The following is an 18,283-nucleotide window of genomic DNA, read 5'->3' as shown; positions in this document are numbered from 1 at the left end:
GGCCCGCCCCCTTGACCCTGCCGGCGGCCGGGAGGCTGCTCGCCACGGATCTCGGACTCCACCCCGAGGCGGCATTTGTCGAGGCATGTCACACCGCATCCGAAGGCAATCCGCTTTTTGTTGTCAGAACTCGCCCGTGTTGCAGCAGCCGACCGCGTCGCACCCACGGCCGTCAACGCCCGCCGGATCGCCGACCTGGGTGCCGAGGCGGTGCGGCACCGAGTGTCCCTATGGTTCGGCCGCCTCACCATGGCGGCGGTGAGCGTCGCACGCGCCATTGCGGTACTGGGCAGCGACGCCACACTGCGCTATGTCGGCGCTCTCGCCGGCCTGAGCCTGGATTCGGTGGCAGAGGCAGTCGACGTGCTGAGGGAAGCCGACTTGGTTGTCACGTCCTCTGCCTCTTCCAGTCCCGTCGACCCACTACGGCTCGAATTCGTACATCCCTTGCTTCGCGAGGCCATCTACGAGGACATGGGGACAGTGGCCCGGATCAACGGGCACCGTACGGCGGCCGCACTGCTCCTGGCAGCCGGCGCTCGTACCGAACACGCCGCGTCGCATCTGATGCGCACTCCACCGCAGCATTCTTCCCACCATGCGTTCGTCCTGAGGCGCGCGGCCGATGAGGCAATGCGGCGCGGGGCGGAATCCGGATCGCACAGTCACAACGAAATCGTCCTCGAAGTCCCCGAGGAGTCATCGCTTCCCGACCCGAACGTCGCGTCAGATGCCCAGGAGGCGGTCACACTCAGCGCGGGGCCGATCGGCTGCTGTTCGAATCGGTGAGGAGGACTGCGACGAGTCCTCCTCCGAAACCGGTCGCCACTCGCCTTGCAGACGTCGCGAGGTCCCCGCTTCGAGAGGGCCTGGCATTGACCTCGCGAAGTGACGCCATCTCCCTGCTGTCTGGCCGCCCTCCAGTGCTTCAGGCCGGCAGGCGCCCGGGTGATCCCCCTGCGCGCATGGGAAGGGGGATCGACCCTGTCCACCTGGCGGAGGTGGTGCAGCGCGAGCGCCCAGGACCCCTAGCGTGTTGTCGGCGGGGAGGCCGGTCGGCCCAGGGCGCCGTCGATGCAGCCCGCCAGCCAAGCCTGGGAGGGCGGGAAAGGTTCCACTCCATCTGTCTCTGCGTGCTCACCGCACTCCGATTCCGCCGCGCCGGTGTCGGCGGTGCTGTCGGCAGAGGCGGGAGTGCCGAGATGGGCCGCAGGTCCCCCTTGGCCGAAGCGGTGACCCTCCTGGTACTGCTCGGCAGGGCTCTCTGCGCACCCGGCTACGAGCAGCAGCGGAGAGACCAGAAGTGCAGATATGCAGTTTTTCACCTGCTGGGTGAAGCCCAGGCGGTCGTACCACGCGACTGCCGCAGCGGCATCCTTGACCTGAAGAATCGGGATCACTTCCTCGTCCATGTGGCGCAGCATCCCAGGTGCCTTCGACACCGCCGTGCGGATCAGCCAATGCGTGGCGTCCTCATGCTGGGTCCGGCGGGAGTCGGCAAGTTCCGGCCTGCGCGGGAATGCTGGGATCGGGCGGCGGACGCAGGATGGCCGGGCGCGCGCATGAAAGCGAGCGCGGCCGCCGCTTCCGTTCCGCGTGCCCGGTCGACCAGCATCGCGATGAGCTGTTCGTCCGACGTGGCCGACGGCATCGCACGGCCTGCCGACTCCGCGACGGACTCATGCTCGATCGTCGTCTCGCCTACGTGGCGTCTCTTCCTTGATCAGCAGATCCGCCGTTGATCAGACACTCCCCTTCTTGGAGACGAAGTGCAGGTGGAAGCTGGTGTCGATCGGGCCCGCATGGCTCCGGCAGACGACGGAGAGATGGCCCGGTCGGCCCGGGTCGGGCACCCACACACGGCAGAGGGCGGTGGAGCCGTTGGCCGTGGCGATGAGGCTCGCGTAGCCGATGTCGGGTTCCTGGTTGGCGATGTCGACGGTGTACTGGCCGGTGGCATGGCGCTGTACGGCGACGGCCCCGGTCGTGACCGGTCCAGGGTCGTGGACGGCACTGTTGGGCAGGACCACACGAGTGTTTGTGGAGATCCAGGGCGCGGTGAGGTATGCCTCGCCGACGCCGGACGCTCCCGCCAGGTTGACGCCACGGGTGTATCCGACATGGATCCGGGTGCCGCCCGGAGCCATGCCTCCGGTGACCGCGTCCCGGCAGATCACCGAGATCTGCCGGACCGGACCCGCGTCCCCGGGGATCAGCGCCCGCCCCGTCGTTCCGCACACCACGTCTGGAATCCGGCCGGTAGCGGCCTCGGCGATGGGGGCGAGGGCCGTGACGGCGAACGACTCGGGTGCCGTGCCCGGCAGATAGGGCAGGTCGACGATGTATTGGCCCGGCGACGGGTGGGTGTAGGCGACACGCGCGGCACTGCCCGTGTCCTGCGGTTCGGCCACCCGCCAGTCGGAGGACACGGCACCGGGCGCGGTCGCGGCGCTCACCATCGCCCCGTGTGCCGCGCCGCGGGCGTTGTACGCGATGGTGAAGCGGCGGTCGGCCGGACGCCCTGCGCTGTCGAAGCAGGCCACGTCGATCTGCAGACCCGGATGACGGCTGGGGGTGATGCCGTCGAAGGGCATGCAGTTGCCGTCGGTCATTGCCCGTACATGAAGCCCGGCTGTCGGTGCGGTGCCGAGGTGGGGGCCTGAGAAGAAGACGGAGTATCGCCCCGTGGCGTCGTGGCGCACATGCGCCGGCATGTCGAGGGGGACGCTGCTGTGGAAGGCCAGCGGTGACAGGTCTGTGTACCTGCCCGCGGGCTCGTTGCCCGCCACGGTGGCGAAGACAGACACGCGCGGAGGGGCCGGCGATCCCGCCGCAGCGGCCGGAGCAGGAAGGGACACGAGCGTGCTCGCCGCGACGCTCGCGGCGACGGCGAGGTGAGCCGGCGAGCGCCGGAGCCTGCTGAAGAAGTGCATCGGTGGATGAATCCTTGTCCGGTCTGTCGAAGGTGGTGGGGGCCAGTCCGTGACGGCCGGCCCGGTGCCGCGCTCCGGGGCGCATCGCGAAGTCCTCGTCATGGAAGCGACAAGCACGGCCTGTCGGCGGTGAGATTCCGAAGCCCGCGTCTCTCACCATCGCCGTCCGCGGAAGGCAGCAGGGCACGGCGACGGCCCGGCCCACCCGGAACAGGCACTCACCTCGGACCTGGGACGACGCGACACCGCGCGGTGCGCCTGGACGCCCGAGTTTCCCCGATCCGCATGTGGACCGGTCAGAGTAACGACTGCTCAATTTCCGTATGCGGTCCGGAATGCCGGCCGGACGATGCTGTGGCGCGGCTTGCAGCAAGGCGCGGCGAACGGACATGTGGCGATGGGTGACGTTCGGGCCCGGGGCCGGCACGCGGCTGCCGCCCGCCGACCCCGGGAACTCTGTGCGGCTCTCGGTCCGGGCACACGGGCCGGAGGCCACTCGCACTGATTCGGTGCTGATGTCCGTGATGGCGGATGGCTCGGTTCTGGGGCCGGGCCATCCGCCATCCCTCGGCGAGTACTGCTCGGACCCCATCAAGGGGAGGTCGGCGCAGAGTTACCGCGTGAGGAAGTCGAGGAGGATCTGTCGGCTGGTCTGGGAGGTAAGGCTGCCGTAGGCGTCGTCGAAGGCGTGTTCGGCGAACGGCAGTTTCTTGACCGTGGTCTCGACGCCCTTGGCGCATAGGGCGTCAGCGAGGTCGTCGATGGTGGTGGGTGTTGCGCTGCGGTCGCGGTCGCCGACAACGAGGAGGGTGGGCTGGAGCCCTGCGGTGACATGAGTGGTGGGCGAGACGGCACGGTAGCGGTCCGGGTGCTGCTCGGGGGTGCCGCCGGTGAACAGTTCGGCGGCCTGGCGCGAGCCCGCGACGTCGCGTTGCCACATGTCGGTGACGTCGGTGCCGGGGTAGAACCCGACGACGGAGTGCGGGGGCTTGGGGGCGCGGCCGTCGCCGGCCTTGATGGTGCCGTTCTTCAGGCGCCAGGCGGCGTCCAGGGCGAGGGTTCCGCCGGCGGACATGCCGCCCAGGGAGATTCGGTTGGGGTCGATGCCGTAGTGGCCGGCGTGGTCCTCGGTCCAGCGAAGTGCGGTGACGAGGTCCTGGGGGGCTTTGTCCCAGGTGGGCCGGTCGGGGCGGGCGAGGCGGTAGTCGATGGCGATCGCGGCGACGCCGTGGTCGGCCAGCCACCGGGCGGTGCCGCGCAGGTCGCTCTTGTCGAAGGTGTGGAAGCCACCGGCGTGCGCGAGCACGATCGCCGGAACCTTGCCCGAGCGGTTCTGTGCGGCCTTGGGAAGGTAGAGGTCGGCCTTCAGCTTCTCCCCGTCGCGCTCGGCGTAGGTGGGGGAGTCGTCGGGGACGGCGCCCGGGTAGGCGAGCTGGGTGATGACCTCGCCGAAGGAGATTCGGGTGTGCTCCTTGCCGGCGGTGGCGTACTGGACCGCACCGATCGCCAGGGCGAAAGCGGCCGACACAGCGGTGAGCGCGGTCAGTGTCCGACCCCAGCGGACAAGACCGCTACGCCATGCCAGCACACCGAGGCCGAGCCCGACGAGAGCGAGCAGCGCGATGTGGAACGGATACTGGCCTCCCAGGACCGGCCCGATGACGCCGGCTTTCGGGATCGCTGGTATCCAGGCGCCCAGCACGATCGATCCGGCGAGGAAGGCGATCAGCGAGGCGATCAGCGCCAGGACGACGCGGAGGATCCTGCGGACGGGCCCGGGGTGTGCCTGACGGCGGGCCGACCGGGCGGCCGGGACAGAGGGCTGGGGCGTGGACATGTTGGCGCTCCGTGAGGTGGGATCACCGGCGGCCGGATCAGGCCTTGCCGGACATGGCACCAGCGTCCCTGCCGGACCTCCTGGCCGGCGTCCCCCCACCGAGCCAAACCGCCGCCTGGCTCCCCGGGGGTACGCGCGATCACCGCGGTTTGGAGCCGGGCACCACCAGACCGCTTTCGTAGGCGAGGATGGCTGCCTGAGTGCGGTCCCGAAGCTGCATCTTGCTCAAAATGCGGCCGATGTGGGTCTTGACCGTCTCCTCGGCGACCACGAGTTTCCGCGCGATCTCCGCGTTGGACAGGCCGAATGCGACCTGAACCAGGACCTCGGTCTCCCGCGGCGTGAGCCTTTCGATCCGTGCCCCGGGCGTGGGCCGGGGACCGGATGTGGCGCGGGCGAACTCGTTGATCAGCCGCATGGTCAAGTCCGGGGCGAGCAGGGCGTCACCGCGCGCGACGATCCGCACCGCCTCCGCGAGCTGGTCACCGGAGGCGTCCTTGAGCAGGAAACCCCCGGCGCCGGCACGCAGCGCCTCGTACACGTACTCGTCCAGGTTGAACGTGGTCAGGATCAGGATCCTGGTAGCCGCCTCGGGGCGTGCGGTGATGCGGCGGGTGGCCTCGATGCCGTCCAGGTTCGGCATCCGGATGTCCATGACGACCACGTCCGGCCCGAGCTTCTCGGTGAGCGCGACGGCCTGCTCGCCGTCCTCGGCACACGCGATGACCTCGAGGTCCGACTGGGCGCCGAGCATGACCGAGAACGCGTCACGGACCATGGCCTGGTCGTCGGCGATCAGCACGCGGATTGTCACGGGGGCGACTCCTTGCCGGTGGGTGGGGCGGGGACAGGGAGCACAGCATGGACCTCCCAGCCGCCGTCGGACGCGGGGCCGGCGGTCAGCTCGCCGCCCAGCATCGCGGCACGCTCGCGCATGCCGGTCAGGCCGTGCCCTGCGCCGGGTGACGGTCCGGAGGCCACAGGCACGGCAGTGTTGGTGACGCTCAGCGTCAGCGTGTCGTGACCGTATCCGATCCGCACGACGACCTCGGCGCCGGACGCGTGCCGCAGGGAGTTGCTGAGTGCTTCCTGAACGATCCGGTACGCGGACAACTCCACCCCTGGCGGCAGGGCCCGCGCCGTCCCCCGGACCTGCGAGGTGACGGTCAGCCCCGCGGCGCTGACCGAGTCCAGCAGGTCGTCGAGTCGAACCAGGGAGGGCTGCGGTGCGGTGCCGGCCGCGCCATCGCCGGGAACCTCGAAGCGCAGCACACCCAACAGGCGGCGCAGCTCCGTCAGAGCCTCCAGCGCGCTCGCCCGGATCGACGCGAACTCGTTGACGAGTTCCGCGGGCGGATCCGGCACACGGTAGCGGGCGGCGTCGGCCTGAACGGAGATCAGGGACATGTGATGGGCGACCACATCGTGCAGCTCACGGGCGATTCGGGCTCGTTCCTCCAGTACGGTCCGCGCGGCCCGCTCGTGGGCGGTCGCAACGAACTGCTCAGCCAGCCGGGCACGATCCTCGCGCCGTCCCCGCCTGATCGACCCCAAGACCGGCCCCACAACGAGCAACACGGTGCCAAGGGCGGTCACGGGCCAGTCCCCGACCGCCGTCCCGGACAGCTTCAGAACCAGCATGAGCAAGGCGGTGACAGCGGTCGCCACAGCCGCTGAGAAAGGACGCACCCGAAGCGACAGCAGGAACAGCACCACGGCCTGCACCGCCCAGACCCACAGCCAGTTGTCGTGGGTGGGCGGATGCCCCACCACGACAACGACCGTCATGGCCATCGCGAGCCACCACGCCGGCGTCGGCCACCGCAACGCCACCACCGCGGTGACGGCGTGCACCGCAGCCAGCACCTGTGCGGTGAGATCCGCGCCGGTCCCGCCCAAGGCCACAGCGAGCAGAAACACCGAGACCTGCGGCAGCCGGCTCAAGCGGCGGGGCCAGGACAGCGTCGGCAACGGCCGGGCCCTCGCAGTCAGCAGATCCGCCCGAAGTCCCCACCTGTCCGGCACCCATCCGCTGACACTTTCCTTCATCCGGATATTTTCGGGCACAACAGGCATCCTCCGAGGTCAGCGCGTGGCAACGCCCCACCGACGGTAGACAGCAAACCTTCTCGGCACATCCCCCCACAGAGCTCACCACCGCATGGCTCCCCGGAGCCATGCGCTGCTGGACACGGGGCTGAAGTCCCCGCTACGGCACAGGCCGGGAAGGGTCTCTCCGAGCTCATCCCGCGGATCAACGCGCGGCAGGATCCGGACGCCACCTCAAGTGAAGCGTGGAGGTCAGGCGTGAGACGAGGCCGGCGCCAAGGCACCGTGGGCGGCACCACGGTGATTGCCGACGGCGGCTGCCCGGGCAACGCAACATCCTGTGCCGCCGCGGCGTGTCATCCCGGGGCAGGGGCCGCGCGATAGCCGCGGAAATAATCCACAGTGAATCGCTTGGGATAAGAGCTGGCGACCTGTCGGCCTTCAGGAAATTCGTAAATGCTGAGCATGAATTGCATAGGATAACTGGGGGACTGGTTCGAAACCTTTACCAGCTTGTCGTCGACGAAGAAGGCGACGTGGTCCGGAGTCCATTCCACGGCATATGTGTGATACTCGCGTGCATCGATGGCGAGGTGTTCCGCGGCCCACTCCTCGTGAATGGTGGGATCGCCCCATGGGTGGAGTCCCATACCAACGGCTGTCGTGTCCGGAGTCAATTCACGGCCGAAGATCTCAAAGATGCATATCTCCGCGGAATGCTCCGGCACATCCTCATGACCGATCATCCATAGAGCGACCATGCAGTGCGGGTCGGCGGTCGCCTTCGCCCGCATCTCGAAGAACCCGTACTGAGGGGTATAGAGCTTGCCGGATTCCTGTGCCTCGCGCACGCGGAGGGACGGCTTGAAATGCATTTGTCCGATCGGACTCCCGATGGGGCCGGCGAACAAACCGGTCTGCAAGGAAGAAACCCTGATGTCACCGTCGAACTCAGGACACCATGGCTTCTGTTCTTCTTCGATGAGCAGATTCAAAGCGCCCTGCTCAATATGATACCTGGCGCGCGCTGCTTCGCGAGAACTCCAGTGCGGCAAATAGTACGGCAGCCACCGGGAACCATCCAGGTCGTCGCCGTGAAAGGATTCGTCGAATTCCAGAATATAACCCTGCTTGCTGACAGGGTTGATGACAGGTGTTCCTTCTGTCACTGCACTCTCCGTATTTCCGTGGGTGGTCGATAAATGTAAGTGTGTGCAGAGAATGCCCCGTATTGAGCATCCCGGGCCGGGCGCCGTGCCGGACCGATCCCATCCGGTCCGCCGGTCGACAGGCCCAGAGTGATCACGCTGTCGACGCAGCAATCCTTCGGTGGCTTACCTGACGGTGCGTCAAATAGCGAGGCGCGACGGATGTGTGCGCCAGGGAACACCGGGCGTACCGCAGCGCCAATCCCTGGTCGTCACCCCTGCGTGGGAGGAGTCCATGGGTTGCAGCCTGCCGGACGGGAAGCCGCAAGAGTACTGGCAGGACTGACAGGGTGCGGGAAGTTTCTGCCATGATGGAGCTGTGATGCGCAACGTGGTCGCCCTGGTCGGCGACAGAGCGGCAGCGTTCGAACTCGGTGTGATCTGTCAGGTCTTCGGGCTGGACCGCTCCGACGATGGCCTGCCGGTCTATGACTTCGCGGTCTGCGCACCGCGTCCGGGCCTCGTGGCCACCACGTCGGGGTTTTCCATCCATGTCGAGTACGGGCTCGAACGGATGACCAATGCCGACCTGGTGACCGTGCCGGCCTGGCCGGACCTCGACCGGCCTGTGCTGCCGTCGATTGCTGAGGCGCTGCGCGACGCGGTCGTCCGCGGTGCCCGAGTGCTGTCCGTGTGCACGGGTGTCTTCCCGCTCGCCATGGCGGGCCTGCTCGACGGGCGGCGAGCCGCAACACACTGGCAGTTCGCCGACCAGCTTGCTGAGCAGTATCCAAGCGTCCGGGTCGAGCGTGACGTTCTCTATGTCGAGGATGGGCCCATTCTCACCAGTGCCGGGGCTGCCGCCGGGATCGACGCCTGCCTGCACATGGTGCGCCGCGAGTATGGCGCCGCGACTGCCAACGCACTGGCCCGCCGTATGGTTGTACCGGCGCACCGATCTGGCGGTCAGGCGCAGTACGTCGAAATGCCGGTCCCCGAGGTCGGCAACGGCTACGAGCTTTCCGACCTGCTGGACTGGATGCAGGCACACCTCGAGCGCCCTCTGACTGTGGACATGCTGGCTTCCCGGGCACGAATGTCGCCTCGGACCCTCGCCAGGAGATTCAAGGCAGCCACTGGCACCACGCCGCACCGCTGGCTGCTCGACCAACGGCTGCACCGAGCAGAGCAACTCTTGGAGAGCAGCGATCTGCCGGTGGAAGCCGTAGCCACACGGTCGGGCTTCGGCAGTGCCGACGCCCTGCGCCATCACTTCACCGCACGTCGCGGAGTGGGTCCCCTCGCGCACCGGCGCTCTTTCCAGTCCGGCCGAGAGCGCCGCCCGGAGCGGAGCATGTAACGCCATGAAATGGCGAAGGCGATGGTCCGCCGCGCGATCGCGGAGAAGGTCCCGTTCGGCTGGGTGCCCCCGGATGCCGCCTGCCGCTACAGCAAGGTCTGGCGGCACGAGTGCGAGCAGGCCGACGTCTGCCAGTCATGGCGACCACCCGGCGCGACACCGTCGATTGCCGAGGCAACCAGCCTGCTCGCCCGGGCGACAGCCGACACTGAACCGCAGTGGGTGAGTACTGCCCAACGGTTCTGTTCGGTCTGCTGATGGTTCCGTGCCCGGTGAGGGCAAGGAACCGCCAGCAGCAATGGCACGCTATGACCGCTTCAGGCCTGCTATCGGGATCCGCGGATGCACTTGGGGCCGTTGCCCGGCCACAGCGAAACGGAGTAGCCGGAGACCTGCTTGGGGTCGTCAAAGACGAAGGTCAGTGTCTCGTCGGCGGGGATTCCCTTGGGGCTGATGTACACCACGTCCTTGCCGTGCTCGACCTCCGAGCGAATGGCCTTGCCGAGCTTGCCGCCGGGATCGACAGGAATGGGCTTTCCGGACTTCGGCGCGGAGGCGCTGGCGGTTTCATCGTCGGTTGCCGCCGAGGGGCAGTGGGGATCGGTCACGACGACCTTGACGCGCACGCCCATGCGGGCCAGGTCACGCTGCAGGCCTTCAACGTCTATCTTGCCTTCGGTCTTTCCGGTGATGACCTTGACCTCGCCGGAAGGCTCACGTTGCAGGGTGTAGGCGACGGTGGAGATCCGGTTGAGGGAGTCGGCCGAGGAGCCGCCGCCGGCGACGGCGGACCCGGCACCGCCACCCGGGTTCAGAACGAGAACGGCGGCGGCGGCCGAGGCAGCGAGGCCGGCGGTCAGCCCGACCGGGACCCAGCGCCTGCTGCCCGTCCGGCTGGGGCGGCGCGCGGCTTCTTCCGCAGCTGCCACGTCCTGTGCTCGCTGCTCGACATGATTCTTCAGCTCGTGCATCAATCGCTCCTCGAAGCGTCCGGGGTTCATGGGGTGACCTCCAGTGGGGGCGAAAGGGAAGGAGTGGAGTCCGTTGTCGTCTGTGAGGCCAGTTCGCGCCGCATGGCGCTGCGGGCGCGGTGGAGCCTGACGCGGGCAGCGACCGGGTTGATGTCCAACGCGGCTGCGGCCTCGGCGATGGTCAGGCCGTCGACCGCGACCAACTCGAGCACGGCCCGCTGGCCCGCCGGCAGCGTGGCCATCGCGGCCAGCAAGTCGTGGCAGGCCTGCTCGGCATCGATGCGTTCTTCCAGCCGAGCGATGTCGTCGTTCTCCAGCAGCCGATGACCGGATATCCGGCTCTCGGCCACCGACGAACGAGCCGCCCTGCGGTCCTCGGCCGCAGCAACCTTCCGGGCGATTCCGTGCAGCCACGCAATAGGACTGCCCAACTCCTCCCGGTAACCGGAAGCCGCCGAGATCGCCGCCAGGAACACGTCGGCAACCAGATCAGCCGCAGCGAAAGGATCACGGCTCCGCCGGGCCGCGTACCGCAGCATCGTCTGCACGTGCTCGCGGTAGAACGCCTCGAACGCCGCCGGATCCTCACCGATCCGCGCCACCTCGTAACCGCCTGGCGGGTGCCTCACATCGACTCCTTCTTTCTCCCCGTCCCTTTCACTTCCTCTTGTCGCTTCACGACCGGTGCGTTACATGCCGGCTTCGAAGAGGTCCTGCGGCAGCTGGTGGCGTGGGTGCACTGTCCGTCACGCTGATGATCAGGACCGGCGTTCCAGGTGGTCGCAGAGCGCGGCTCGGCATCACACACAAGAACGACTGCCCGGCCGGCTTGCCGCAGGCCACCCTTATGGTGCCCTGCGGCAACGGGCAGGTCGGTACGCAGGGTGGCAGGCCCGCCTCCAGTGGGACGACGAGGGCCTTCCGTGGTCGCTGCAGATGTCGTATCCACATCGAACCCCAGAAGGCCCTCGCCCTGTTCAAGGGCTACTCAGCACGCGCCGCCCGTCAGTGGCGTCCGGCGACAGCACACTAGCTCTGCGATATCACCCAGTAGCTTCCGCCGGCGCCGAAGCGAAGATGCGTGAGCGGCCGGGAGTGGGTGGTGCACGAATCCCAGAGCGGCACGTAGAGGGGGCAGAGATCCCAGTTGTAGCGAACGTCGTGGACGTTGAATCCCACACCGTAGGAAGGACTGGCGGTACAGCTCAGGTACTTGTATGTCGGGATCCAGGGGGCGTCATACCCGGAGCAACTGGAGGAGGCGTAGGTGATGGCGCTTCCGTTGCCGCACCAGTCGGTGTGACCAGTGCCATGGAGCTGGTCCGTACCGACGCTCCTGGTGTCGTGGGACCAGCATCCGGAGGCGGCAGCCGCGGCCGGACCATTCTTGGAGTTCGCCCGGGCGGCGGCGGGATACCCCGCACCGACGCTCTTATGCGGTTTCGTGATCTCGTAGCGTGCGAGGTTCACATACTCGGCGAGTCCACGTGCTTTGACCTCTGCGGGGGTCAGTGCACGAATCGTCTCGGTGCCGCCTGCAGCGTTCTTCCAGCTGACGGCTGTCGCTTCGGCGGTCTGCAGGTCGGGGTCGGGGCCTGTTGCCGCCTGGGCAGCGGGAGCGGCCATCGTGGCAGTCAGCAGGGCCGCGCTGATGAGGGTTCCGGCCTTGACGACTCGCCGCTGGTGTTGCTTTGCCATGCACATTCTCCTTGTTTCGGCTGCTACTTGACGCAGCCTCATCCAAGGAGGACGCGACGGTCATGAGTAATTCCTGCTCGCTGATCGCCAGCAAGCGGTCTCTGTCGGTAAGTGGCCGTATTCGAATGAAGGTTGACTCACGTGCGGTCCCCCAGCCACGAGCTGAAGACCCCTTCGCACCGCTCGGCGACCCATGGCGACCACGTGGCAGGTGAGTAACAACTGCTCGGGACAGCCATTGCAGGCAACTCCTACGTTCGTTTTCCCCATCCATTGACGTCATGTCAGCACCGAGATTTGGGGGACACCCGCATGACTTTGCGATCACGGTTGAAGAAGGCGCCCGTCGTCGGAGCGCTCGCACTGGCCACCACCGGGCTGGGGGTCTGCGCGGCGCCCTCCGCCTCGGCGGCGACGACGCCCATATACCACATGCACTGCACGACCGGAATCTGGGGCAACCAGGGGGGGGCACCTGCACCGGCACCGGGCGGTGGGTCGTCCGTGCCGAGTGCGCCTGGAGCCCGCTGTACTCCACCAGCGCCGGAGGGTGGACCGATGGAACGGTCACCAAGTGGACGGGCTCCTGCGCCTTCGGTGTCGAGTCCGTGCGGATCGTGGAGTACTGATCCGGTAAGGGCCCGGCTGAAGCAGGTGCGTCCGCCCCGGCCCTGGCACTGCCTCGGCGGCGAGCCCGGCACCGCGGAATGGGCCGACCGGTCACCGCCACCAGCCGTTCCACGCCCGGCAGTTCCTCCGTGATCGAACCGACCAGCGTCGACTTGCCGGAGCCCGACACCCCCGCGACCGCCGTCAGCACCCCGAGCGGGAGCCGGGTCGTCAGGCCGCGCAGGTTGTGGCGGTCAGCGGGCCGAGGGCCAGGTGCCCCCACGGCTCCCTCGGCGTCCGTACCGGCGCCGGGCCCGCGCCGAACAGGAAACGGGCGGTCGCCGACTCGGCCACCCCGGCGAGCTCCCCCGGCGGGCCGCTGTGCAGCACCCGCCCCCGTGCTCGCCCGCGCGGGCCCGACGTCGACCAGCCAGTCGGCGCGGCGCACCACGTCGAGAGCGAGGACTTGCCGGGTCCCGAGACGCCGGTGAAGACGACGAGCGCGTCGCGCGGGATGTCGACGTCGACACCGCGCACATTGTGCTCCCGTGCGCCGCGGACACGGACGTACGGGTCGTGGGGGCTGCTGTGCATGAGGAACGAGTCCAGGCGTCCGCGCCGGTCAGGCGGCCGTCGGCCGGGCCGGGACGGCCCCGGGCAGGTCCGCGACGCGGGCGAGGCGCCGGAAGGAACCGAGCAGCGCGTCGCGGTCGTACGTGCTCGTCGTCACCAGCACCTCGTCCGCGCCGGTGTCCTTGATCACCGTCTCCAGGGCGTCCGCGACCTGCTCCTCCGTGCCGGCGATGTGGCCCTCGAGCCCCGCGAGGTAGAAGCCGCGCTCCCTGTCGGTCATGGTCAGCGCCTCGATCCGCTCCGGCGGCAGCAGGGGCGGGAAGACGCCGTGCGTACGCGAGTACGCCATCGACCACGCCTCCGGCACGAGGAGCCTGCGGGCGTCCTCCTCGGTCGCGGCGACCGCCACCGTGCCGGCGACCACCACGTACGGCCGCGCGGACCACTCGGACGGCTCGAAGCCGCTGCGGTAGCCCTCGACCGCGTCCAGCAGCTTCTTCCGGCCCCGCAGGTCACCGATGACCAGCGGAAGCCCGGCCCGGGCCGCGATCGCGGCCCCCTCGCCGGTGGCGAGCACGTACGGAGGGACCCTGAGGCCCTCGGCGGGCCGGGCGTGCACCTGCGGATGCGCACGCTGCCCGCCCGCGAACCAGCCCAGCAGCTCGTGGAGCTGCGCCGCGAAGTCGTCGGCGTCCTTCTTGTCCCGGCCGAGCGCCCTGCGGATGCCGTCGGTGAAGCCGACCGAGCGCCCGAGGCCCATGTCGATCCGGCCCGGGAACAGCGACTCCAGCACCCCGAACTGCTCGGCCACGACGAGCGGTTGGTGGTTGGGCAGCATCACGCCGCCCGTGCCGACCCGGATGGTGGAGGTGGCCGCGGCGACCGCAGCGGCGAGCACGGTGGGCGCCGAACCGGCGACACCGGGCACGCCGTGGTGTTCGGACACCCAGAACCGGTGATAGCCCAGTGCCTCCAGCTCCTGGGCGAGGCGGACGGTGTCGCGCAGCGCGGCCGGCCCGTCGTGCCCCTCGCGGGTACGGGAACGGTCGAGTACGGACAGACGGGTGGCGGCGATCACTGAGCTCACCTTCAGTTCAACGCCGCTGAGCCGGGCAGATTCCCGCACCGTCGCGGACTCGCCGTCCGGTGCCGTCTAGGGTCTTTCGTTTGGATCAGGCCGGATCGTCAGTGAGTGGGGGGTCCCCCCACGCCCGCAGGGCGTAGGGGGAGGGGCTGGTGCGTGCGATCGCAAGGCGGAGGAGGGAGACAATGGCGGAGCCATGGCGACCGACGACAACGCGGCGAGCGCGCGTGCCAGGGCCCGCGAGCCCGGCATGATCCAAACGAGAGGCCCTAGTCTCGTGCCGTGACGCGAAACACCGGGCCGCTGGCCGTATTCGACCTCGACGGGACGCTGTCGGACGCCGGGCACCGCCAGTACCTGCTGGAACGCACGCCGCGCGACTGGGACGCCTTCTTCGCCGCGGCCCCGCAGGACCCGCCGCTGCCGGAGGGGATCCGGTTGTGCAGGGAGGCGGCCGAGGAGTGCGAGGTTCTCTACCTCACGGGCCGGCCCGAGCGGTGCCGCGCGGACTCCCTCGACTGGATCGCCGCCCAGGGGCTGCCGGAAGGACGCCTGTTCATGCGGCGCAACGACGACCGGCGGCCCGCCCGCAGGACCAAGCTGGAGATCCTGCGACGGCTCGGCCGCGACCGGGAGATCCGCATGTTCGTCGACGACGACGAGCTGGTGTGCCAGGACGCCGAGCGCGCCGGATTCCGGGTGGTGCGGGCGCGGTGGGGCGCGAGGAGTACGAGTGAGGCGATGAAGGACGCGCAGGAGCGCGAGGGGCGTACCTGAGGCCCCGCTGCGCCCGGGCCAGGCCTCAGGCGCCGTCCTCCAGGCGGAACCCGACCTTCAGCCCGACCTGGTAGTGCTCGATCTGCCCCTCGACGATATGGCCCCTGACCTGCGTCACCTCGAACCAGTCGAGGCCCCGCAGCGTCTGGGACGCGCGCGAGACGCCGTTGCGGATGGCCTGGTCGACGCCGTCCGGGGAGGTGCCCACGATCTCGGTGACACGGTAGGTGTGGTTCGACATGAGCGTCGTACTCCTCTCGATGCGTTCACTCCACGGTGCCCCACGGGAGGACGTCCCGCGAGGCGTCGCGTCCGGGCGACGGTCCCGTGCGACCACCCCGGGCCGCGCCCTCCCGCCGGTCGGAGCGGCGGTAGCCGGTGCCGCTCCGGCGCGCGCCCGGATGGGCCGTCCGGCGCGCGAAGCGATCCGTGCGCACCACGACGCCCTGCGCGGGCGAGGCCCGACGTGGCGGCGCAGCCCGAGCCCTGTCCGTACCTGCGCCGCCGTGGCCGCGCAGGTCCCGCCCCGCCCCACCTCACGCCGCCAGGAGCTCCGCGCGGAACGACGCAGCCGTCCGGCGGGCCTCGCGCAGGCCGATGCGGTCGAACTCGCCCTCCAGGGCGGTGAGTTCGACCAGGCTCTCGTCCTGTGGACGGCCGCAGCGGAAGCGTGAGCGGGCGAGGCCCAGGCGGGCCAGCGCCGCGCCCCGCGCCTCGTCCATCTCCTCGAACTCGCGCAGCGCCAACCCGTAGACCGCGCAGGCCTCCTCGTAACGCCCGGCCCGGAACAGGACGTTGCCGCGCATCTTGTGGTTGTACGCCAGCGCTCCCGCCAGCTCCATCTCCCGGCAGACGGCTTCGGCCCGCGTCAGCAGCCCGAGGGCCCGGTCCGTCGCGCCCCGCAGCGACAGCACGTCGGCCATGCCGCGCAGCGACCAGGCGCGCCCGCGGGCGTCGTCGGCCTCGGACGCGATCCGTACGCACTCCGTGAACAGCTCCAGCGCCGTGGCGTGGTCGCCGGTGTTCCGGTGCATCTGGGCGATGCCGGACATCGCCCACACCATGTGCCGCGACTCGCCGTGCGCCCGCGCCTGCCGCAGGAGTTGCTCGTGCAGGTCGGCCACGGCCGCGTAGTCGCCCTGTATCCGGCCGGTCTCGGCGAGACCGGCGAGGGCGTAGCCGTGGGCGATGCGGTCGCCCGCCGCGTCCGCGCACGAGACGGCGGCGGACAGCAGCCTGCGCGCGAGCCGCAGGGCGCCGCACTGCCGTGCCAGCGTCCCGCCGCTCCACAGCGCCCACGCCATCCCCGCCGGGTCACCGGCCTCGCGCGCGCAGCGGTAGCTGTCGTGCCACGCGGCCCTCGCGTCGGCGGAGCGCCCCAGCCGCCGGTTGGCCTCGGCGAGTGCCAGCGTGGCCCGGGCCCGCTCACGGGCCGATCCCGCCTCGTGCCGGGCGCGCAGCGCGGTGGTGAGGACCTCGTCGTACGAGGAGTTCACGCCGAGCGCCGAGCCCAGATCGCCCTGGTACTCCGGAGCGAATGCCTTGCCGTACATGTCGAAAGCGCCTCCTGACCGTGGGGGGTTCGATCAAGAAGCTATGGGCGTCGGCGCGTAGCCCGGATCAGCCTGCTGATGTGTTCGCGAGGTCGGTCCCCAGTGCTACGGGGCGGTGCAGCGTCATCATCACGACGGACGGGTCGCGCGGTGATACCGGCCCGCACGGCCCGGCCCGGGGGGTTGACCGGTCCTTTGGTCCATACCAAAATCCAGCCACACCCGTGCGAGCGCGCGCGCTTCCCCCCATGTCGGGTCCGTCCTCCGTGCCCTCACGCAGAAGGTGACGCCGTGAAGAACCGCGCGCTCGTCCTGTCCACCGCTCTCGTGTGTGCGGTCACGCTCGGCGGCTGCGGGCTCGTGCCCGGCGGCTCCGGCACCCGCACCGTACACATCTGGCTGATGAAGGACAGCGTCTCCCAGGACTTCCTCGACCGCTTCACCGAAGCCTTCGAGGAGCAGCACCCCGGCATCGAGCTCGACGTCGCCTTCCAGGAGTGGACCGGCATCGGCAAGAAGGTCACCGCCGCCCTGGCGAGCGACGACGCCCCCGAGATCATCGAGGTCGGCAACACCCAGGTCGCCCAGTACGCCGAGAGCGGCGCCCTGCGCGACCTCACCCTCGAGTCCGTCCGCGACCTCGGCAACGAGCACTGGCTGCCCGGTCTCGCGGAACCGGGCAGCATCAACGGCTCCCAGTACGGCATCCCCTGGTACGCGGCCAATCGCGTCGTCATCTACCACAAGGACCACTTCGCCGAGGCCGGCGTCGAGAAGCCGCCGAAGACCCGTGCGGAGTGGCTGGAGGTCTCCGAACGGCTCAACACCGCGGGCACCGACGGCATCTACCTGTCCGGCCAGGACTGGTACACACTGGCCGGCTTCATCTGGGACGAGGGCGGCGAGCTCGCCGTGGAGAGGGCCGGCGAATGGGAGGGCGCGCTGCACACCCCGGCCGCCCTGCGCGGCATGGACTTCTACAAGCGGCTCCAGTCGCACGGCTCCGGACCCAAGGACGGCGACGAGGAGACCCCGCCCCAGGCCCAGGTCTTCGCCAGGGGCACGGTCGCCCAGATGATCGCGGTGCCCAGCGCGGCCACCGTCATCGAGCAGGCCAATCCCGCGCTCAAGGGCAAGCTCGGATTCTTCCCGGTACCCGGCCGGACCGCTGCCGAGCCGGGCGCGGTCTTCATCGGCGGCTCCGACCTCATCGTGCCCGAGAACTCCGCCGAGCGGGCCGCCGCCGTCGAGGTGGTCTCCGCCCTGGCGAGCGACACATGGCAGCTCGACCTCGCCCGCACGATGAACTACGTGCCGAACAAGACCACGCTCGCCGCCGAGCTGGAGGGCGAGGAGAGCACCTCCGCCATGGCCGCCGGCGCGGCACAGGGCAGAGCCACCCCGAACTCCCCGCAGTGGGCGAACGTCGAGGCGGACAACCCGATCAAGCCGTACATGACGGCCGTCCTGACGGGCCGGGACCCGCGGCGCGCCGCGCGGACCGCCTCCGACCGCATCACCGCCGCGCTGCTTCCCTGACCCCCGGGGGCACCGGAGGGTGAACGGATCCGTACGCCGAATGCCCGGCATTCAGCGTTCGCACATCCACTCTCCGCCGGGCGGTCATGTCGAATCCAGCCGGCCACGGAAGAAGTAAGGAGCCGGGCCGCCGCACCCGCGGTCCGTCCCCT

General features: G+C 69.5%; 16 protein-coding genes and 2 pseudogenes. 5 read left to right on the top strand and 13 right to left on the bottom strand.

What is annotated here, in order from left to right; translation table 11 throughout:
* Positions 1 to 120: 120 nt before the first annotated feature.
* A complete protein-coding gene (locus HW130_RS35495) occupies positions 121 to 789 on the top strand; it encodes a hypothetical protein (RefSeq protein ID WP_256355715.1) in 669 nt (222 codons plus the stop codon).
* Between the two features lie 239 nt (positions 790 to 1,028).
* Here HW130_RS35495 and HW130_RS35490 read toward each other — a convergent pair whose 3' ends face one another.
* The 6 genes from HW130_RS35490 to HW130_RS36615 form a co-directional block, all read right to left on the bottom strand.
* Entirely contained in the window at positions 1,029 to 1,412 is a 384-nt protein-coding gene (locus HW130_RS35490; protein WP_256355714.1) for a hypothetical protein, read from the bottom strand.
* 330 nt (positions 1,413 to 1,742) lie between these two features.
* A complete protein-coding gene (locus tag HW130_RS00350) occupies positions 1,743 to 2,807 on the bottom strand; it encodes a hypothetical protein (RefSeq protein ID WP_177147287.1) in 1,065 nt (354 codons plus the stop codon).
* A 739-nt stretch (positions 2,808 to 3,546) separates the two neighbouring features.
* Entirely contained in the window at positions 3,547 to 4,770 is a 1,224-nt protein-coding gene (locus HW130_RS00345; protein WP_177147286.1) for an alpha/beta hydrolase, read from the bottom strand.
* A gap of 139 nt (positions 4,771 to 4,909) precedes the next feature.
* Positions 4,910 to 5,584 (bottom strand): response regulator transcription factor, encoded by a 675-nt coding sequence (locus tag HW130_RS00340; RefSeq protein WP_177147285.1) that lies wholly within the window; start codon positions 5,582 to 5,584, stop codon positions 4,910 to 4,912.
* On the bottom strand, positions 5,581 to 6,846 hold the full coding sequence (locus HW130_RS00335) for a sensor histidine kinase (RefSeq protein ID WP_256355713.1): 1,266 nt from the start codon (positions 6,844 to 6,846) through the stop codon (positions 5,581 to 5,583). The genes HW130_RS00340 and HW130_RS00335 overlap by 4 nt, the downstream gene beginning before the upstream one ends.
* A 329-nt stretch (positions 6,847 to 7,175) precedes the next feature.
* Positions 7,176 to 7,988, bottom strand: a complete 813-nt coding sequence (locus tag HW130_RS36615; protein ID WP_218182965.1) for a glycoside hydrolase family 16 protein — start codon at positions 7,986 to 7,988, stop codon at positions 7,176 to 7,178.
* A 361-nt stretch (positions 7,989 to 8,349) separates the two neighbouring features.
* Between HW130_RS36615 and HW130_RS00325 the strand changes: the two genes are divergently transcribed.
* Together HW130_RS00325 and HW130_RS00320 are read left to right on the top strand one after the other, a co-directional pair.
* Positions 8,350 to 9,327: a helix-turn-helix domain-containing protein gene (locus HW130_RS00325; protein ID WP_218182964.1), complete on the top strand. Its 978-nt coding sequence runs from the start codon at positions 8,350 to 8,352 to the stop codon at positions 9,325 to 9,327.
* A gap of 9 nt (positions 9,328 to 9,336) precedes the next feature.
* Positions 9,337 to 9,500, top strand: a pseudogene (locus HW130_RS00320) (IS701 family transposase); the annotation flags it as partial.
* A 153-nt stretch (positions 9,501 to 9,653) separates the two neighbouring features.
* Here the strand turns inward: HW130_RS00320 and HW130_RS00315 are convergent.
* The 5 genes and pseudogenes from HW130_RS00315 to HW130_RS00295 form a co-directional block, all read right to left on the bottom strand.
* On the bottom strand, positions 9,654 to 10,298 hold the full coding sequence (locus HW130_RS00315; protein ID WP_177147283.1) for a hypothetical protein: 645 nt from the start codon (positions 10,296 to 10,298) through the stop codon (positions 9,654 to 9,656).
* A gap of 26 nt (positions 10,299 to 10,324) precedes the next feature.
* Positions 10,325 to 10,927, bottom strand: a complete 603-nt coding sequence (locus HW130_RS00310; protein ID WP_177147282.1) for an RNA polymerase sigma factor — start codon at positions 10,925 to 10,927, stop codon at positions 10,325 to 10,327.
* Positions 10,928 to 11,327: 400 nt separating this feature from the next.
* Positions 11,328 to 11,996: a hypothetical protein gene (locus tag HW130_RS00305; protein WP_177147281.1), complete on the bottom strand. Its 669-nt coding sequence runs from the start codon at positions 11,994 to 11,996 to the stop codon at positions 11,328 to 11,330.
* Between the two features lie 700 nt (positions 11,997 to 12,696).
* Positions 12,697 to 13,062: pseudogene (locus HW130_RS35480) on the bottom strand (ABC transporter); the annotation flags it as partial.
* 165 nt (positions 13,063 to 13,227) lie between these two features.
* Entirely contained in the window at positions 13,228 to 14,265 is a 1,038-nt protein-coding gene (locus HW130_RS00295; protein WP_177147279.1) for an MsnO8 family LLM class oxidoreductase, read from the bottom strand.
* A gap of 279 nt (positions 14,266 to 14,544) precedes the next feature.
* Here HW130_RS00295 and HW130_RS00290 point away from each other — a divergent pair, with 279 nt between their 5' ends.
* On the top strand, positions 14,545 to 15,039 hold the full coding sequence (locus HW130_RS00290) for a hypothetical protein (protein ID WP_177147278.1): 495 nt from the start codon (positions 14,545 to 14,547) through the stop codon (positions 15,037 to 15,039).
* Between the two features lie 25 nt (positions 15,040 to 15,064).
* Here the strand turns inward: HW130_RS00290 and HW130_RS00285 are convergent, their stop codons facing one another.
* Together HW130_RS00285 and HW130_RS00280 are read right to left on the bottom strand one after the other, a co-directional pair.
* Positions 15,065 to 15,280 (bottom strand): dodecin, encoded by a 216-nt coding sequence (locus HW130_RS00285; protein WP_177147277.1) that lies wholly within the window; start codon positions 15,278 to 15,280, stop codon positions 15,065 to 15,067.
* Positions 15,281 to 15,575: 295 nt separating this feature from the next.
* Positions 15,576 to 16,592 (bottom strand): tetratricopeptide repeat protein, encoded by a 1,017-nt coding sequence (locus tag HW130_RS00280; protein ID WP_177147276.1) that lies wholly within the window; start codon positions 16,590 to 16,592, stop codon positions 15,576 to 15,578.
* A gap of 291 nt (positions 16,593 to 16,883) precedes the next feature.
* Between HW130_RS00280 and HW130_RS00275 the strand changes: the two genes are divergently transcribed.
* Positions 16,884 to 18,131, top strand: a complete 1,248-nt coding sequence (locus HW130_RS00275) for an extracellular solute-binding protein (RefSeq protein ID WP_177147275.1) — start codon at positions 16,884 to 16,886, stop codon at positions 18,129 to 18,131.
* Positions 18,132 to 18,283: the final 152 nt, after the last annotated feature.

This window comes from Streptomyces sp. PKU-EA00015 (assembly GCF_013387495.1).
Classification (GTDB): Bacteria; Actinomycetota; Actinomycetes; order Streptomycetales; family Streptomycetaceae; genus Streptomyces.
The sequence above is the reverse complement of the archived record's forward strand: the minus strand, read 5'-3'. Positions and strand labels throughout refer to the sequence as shown.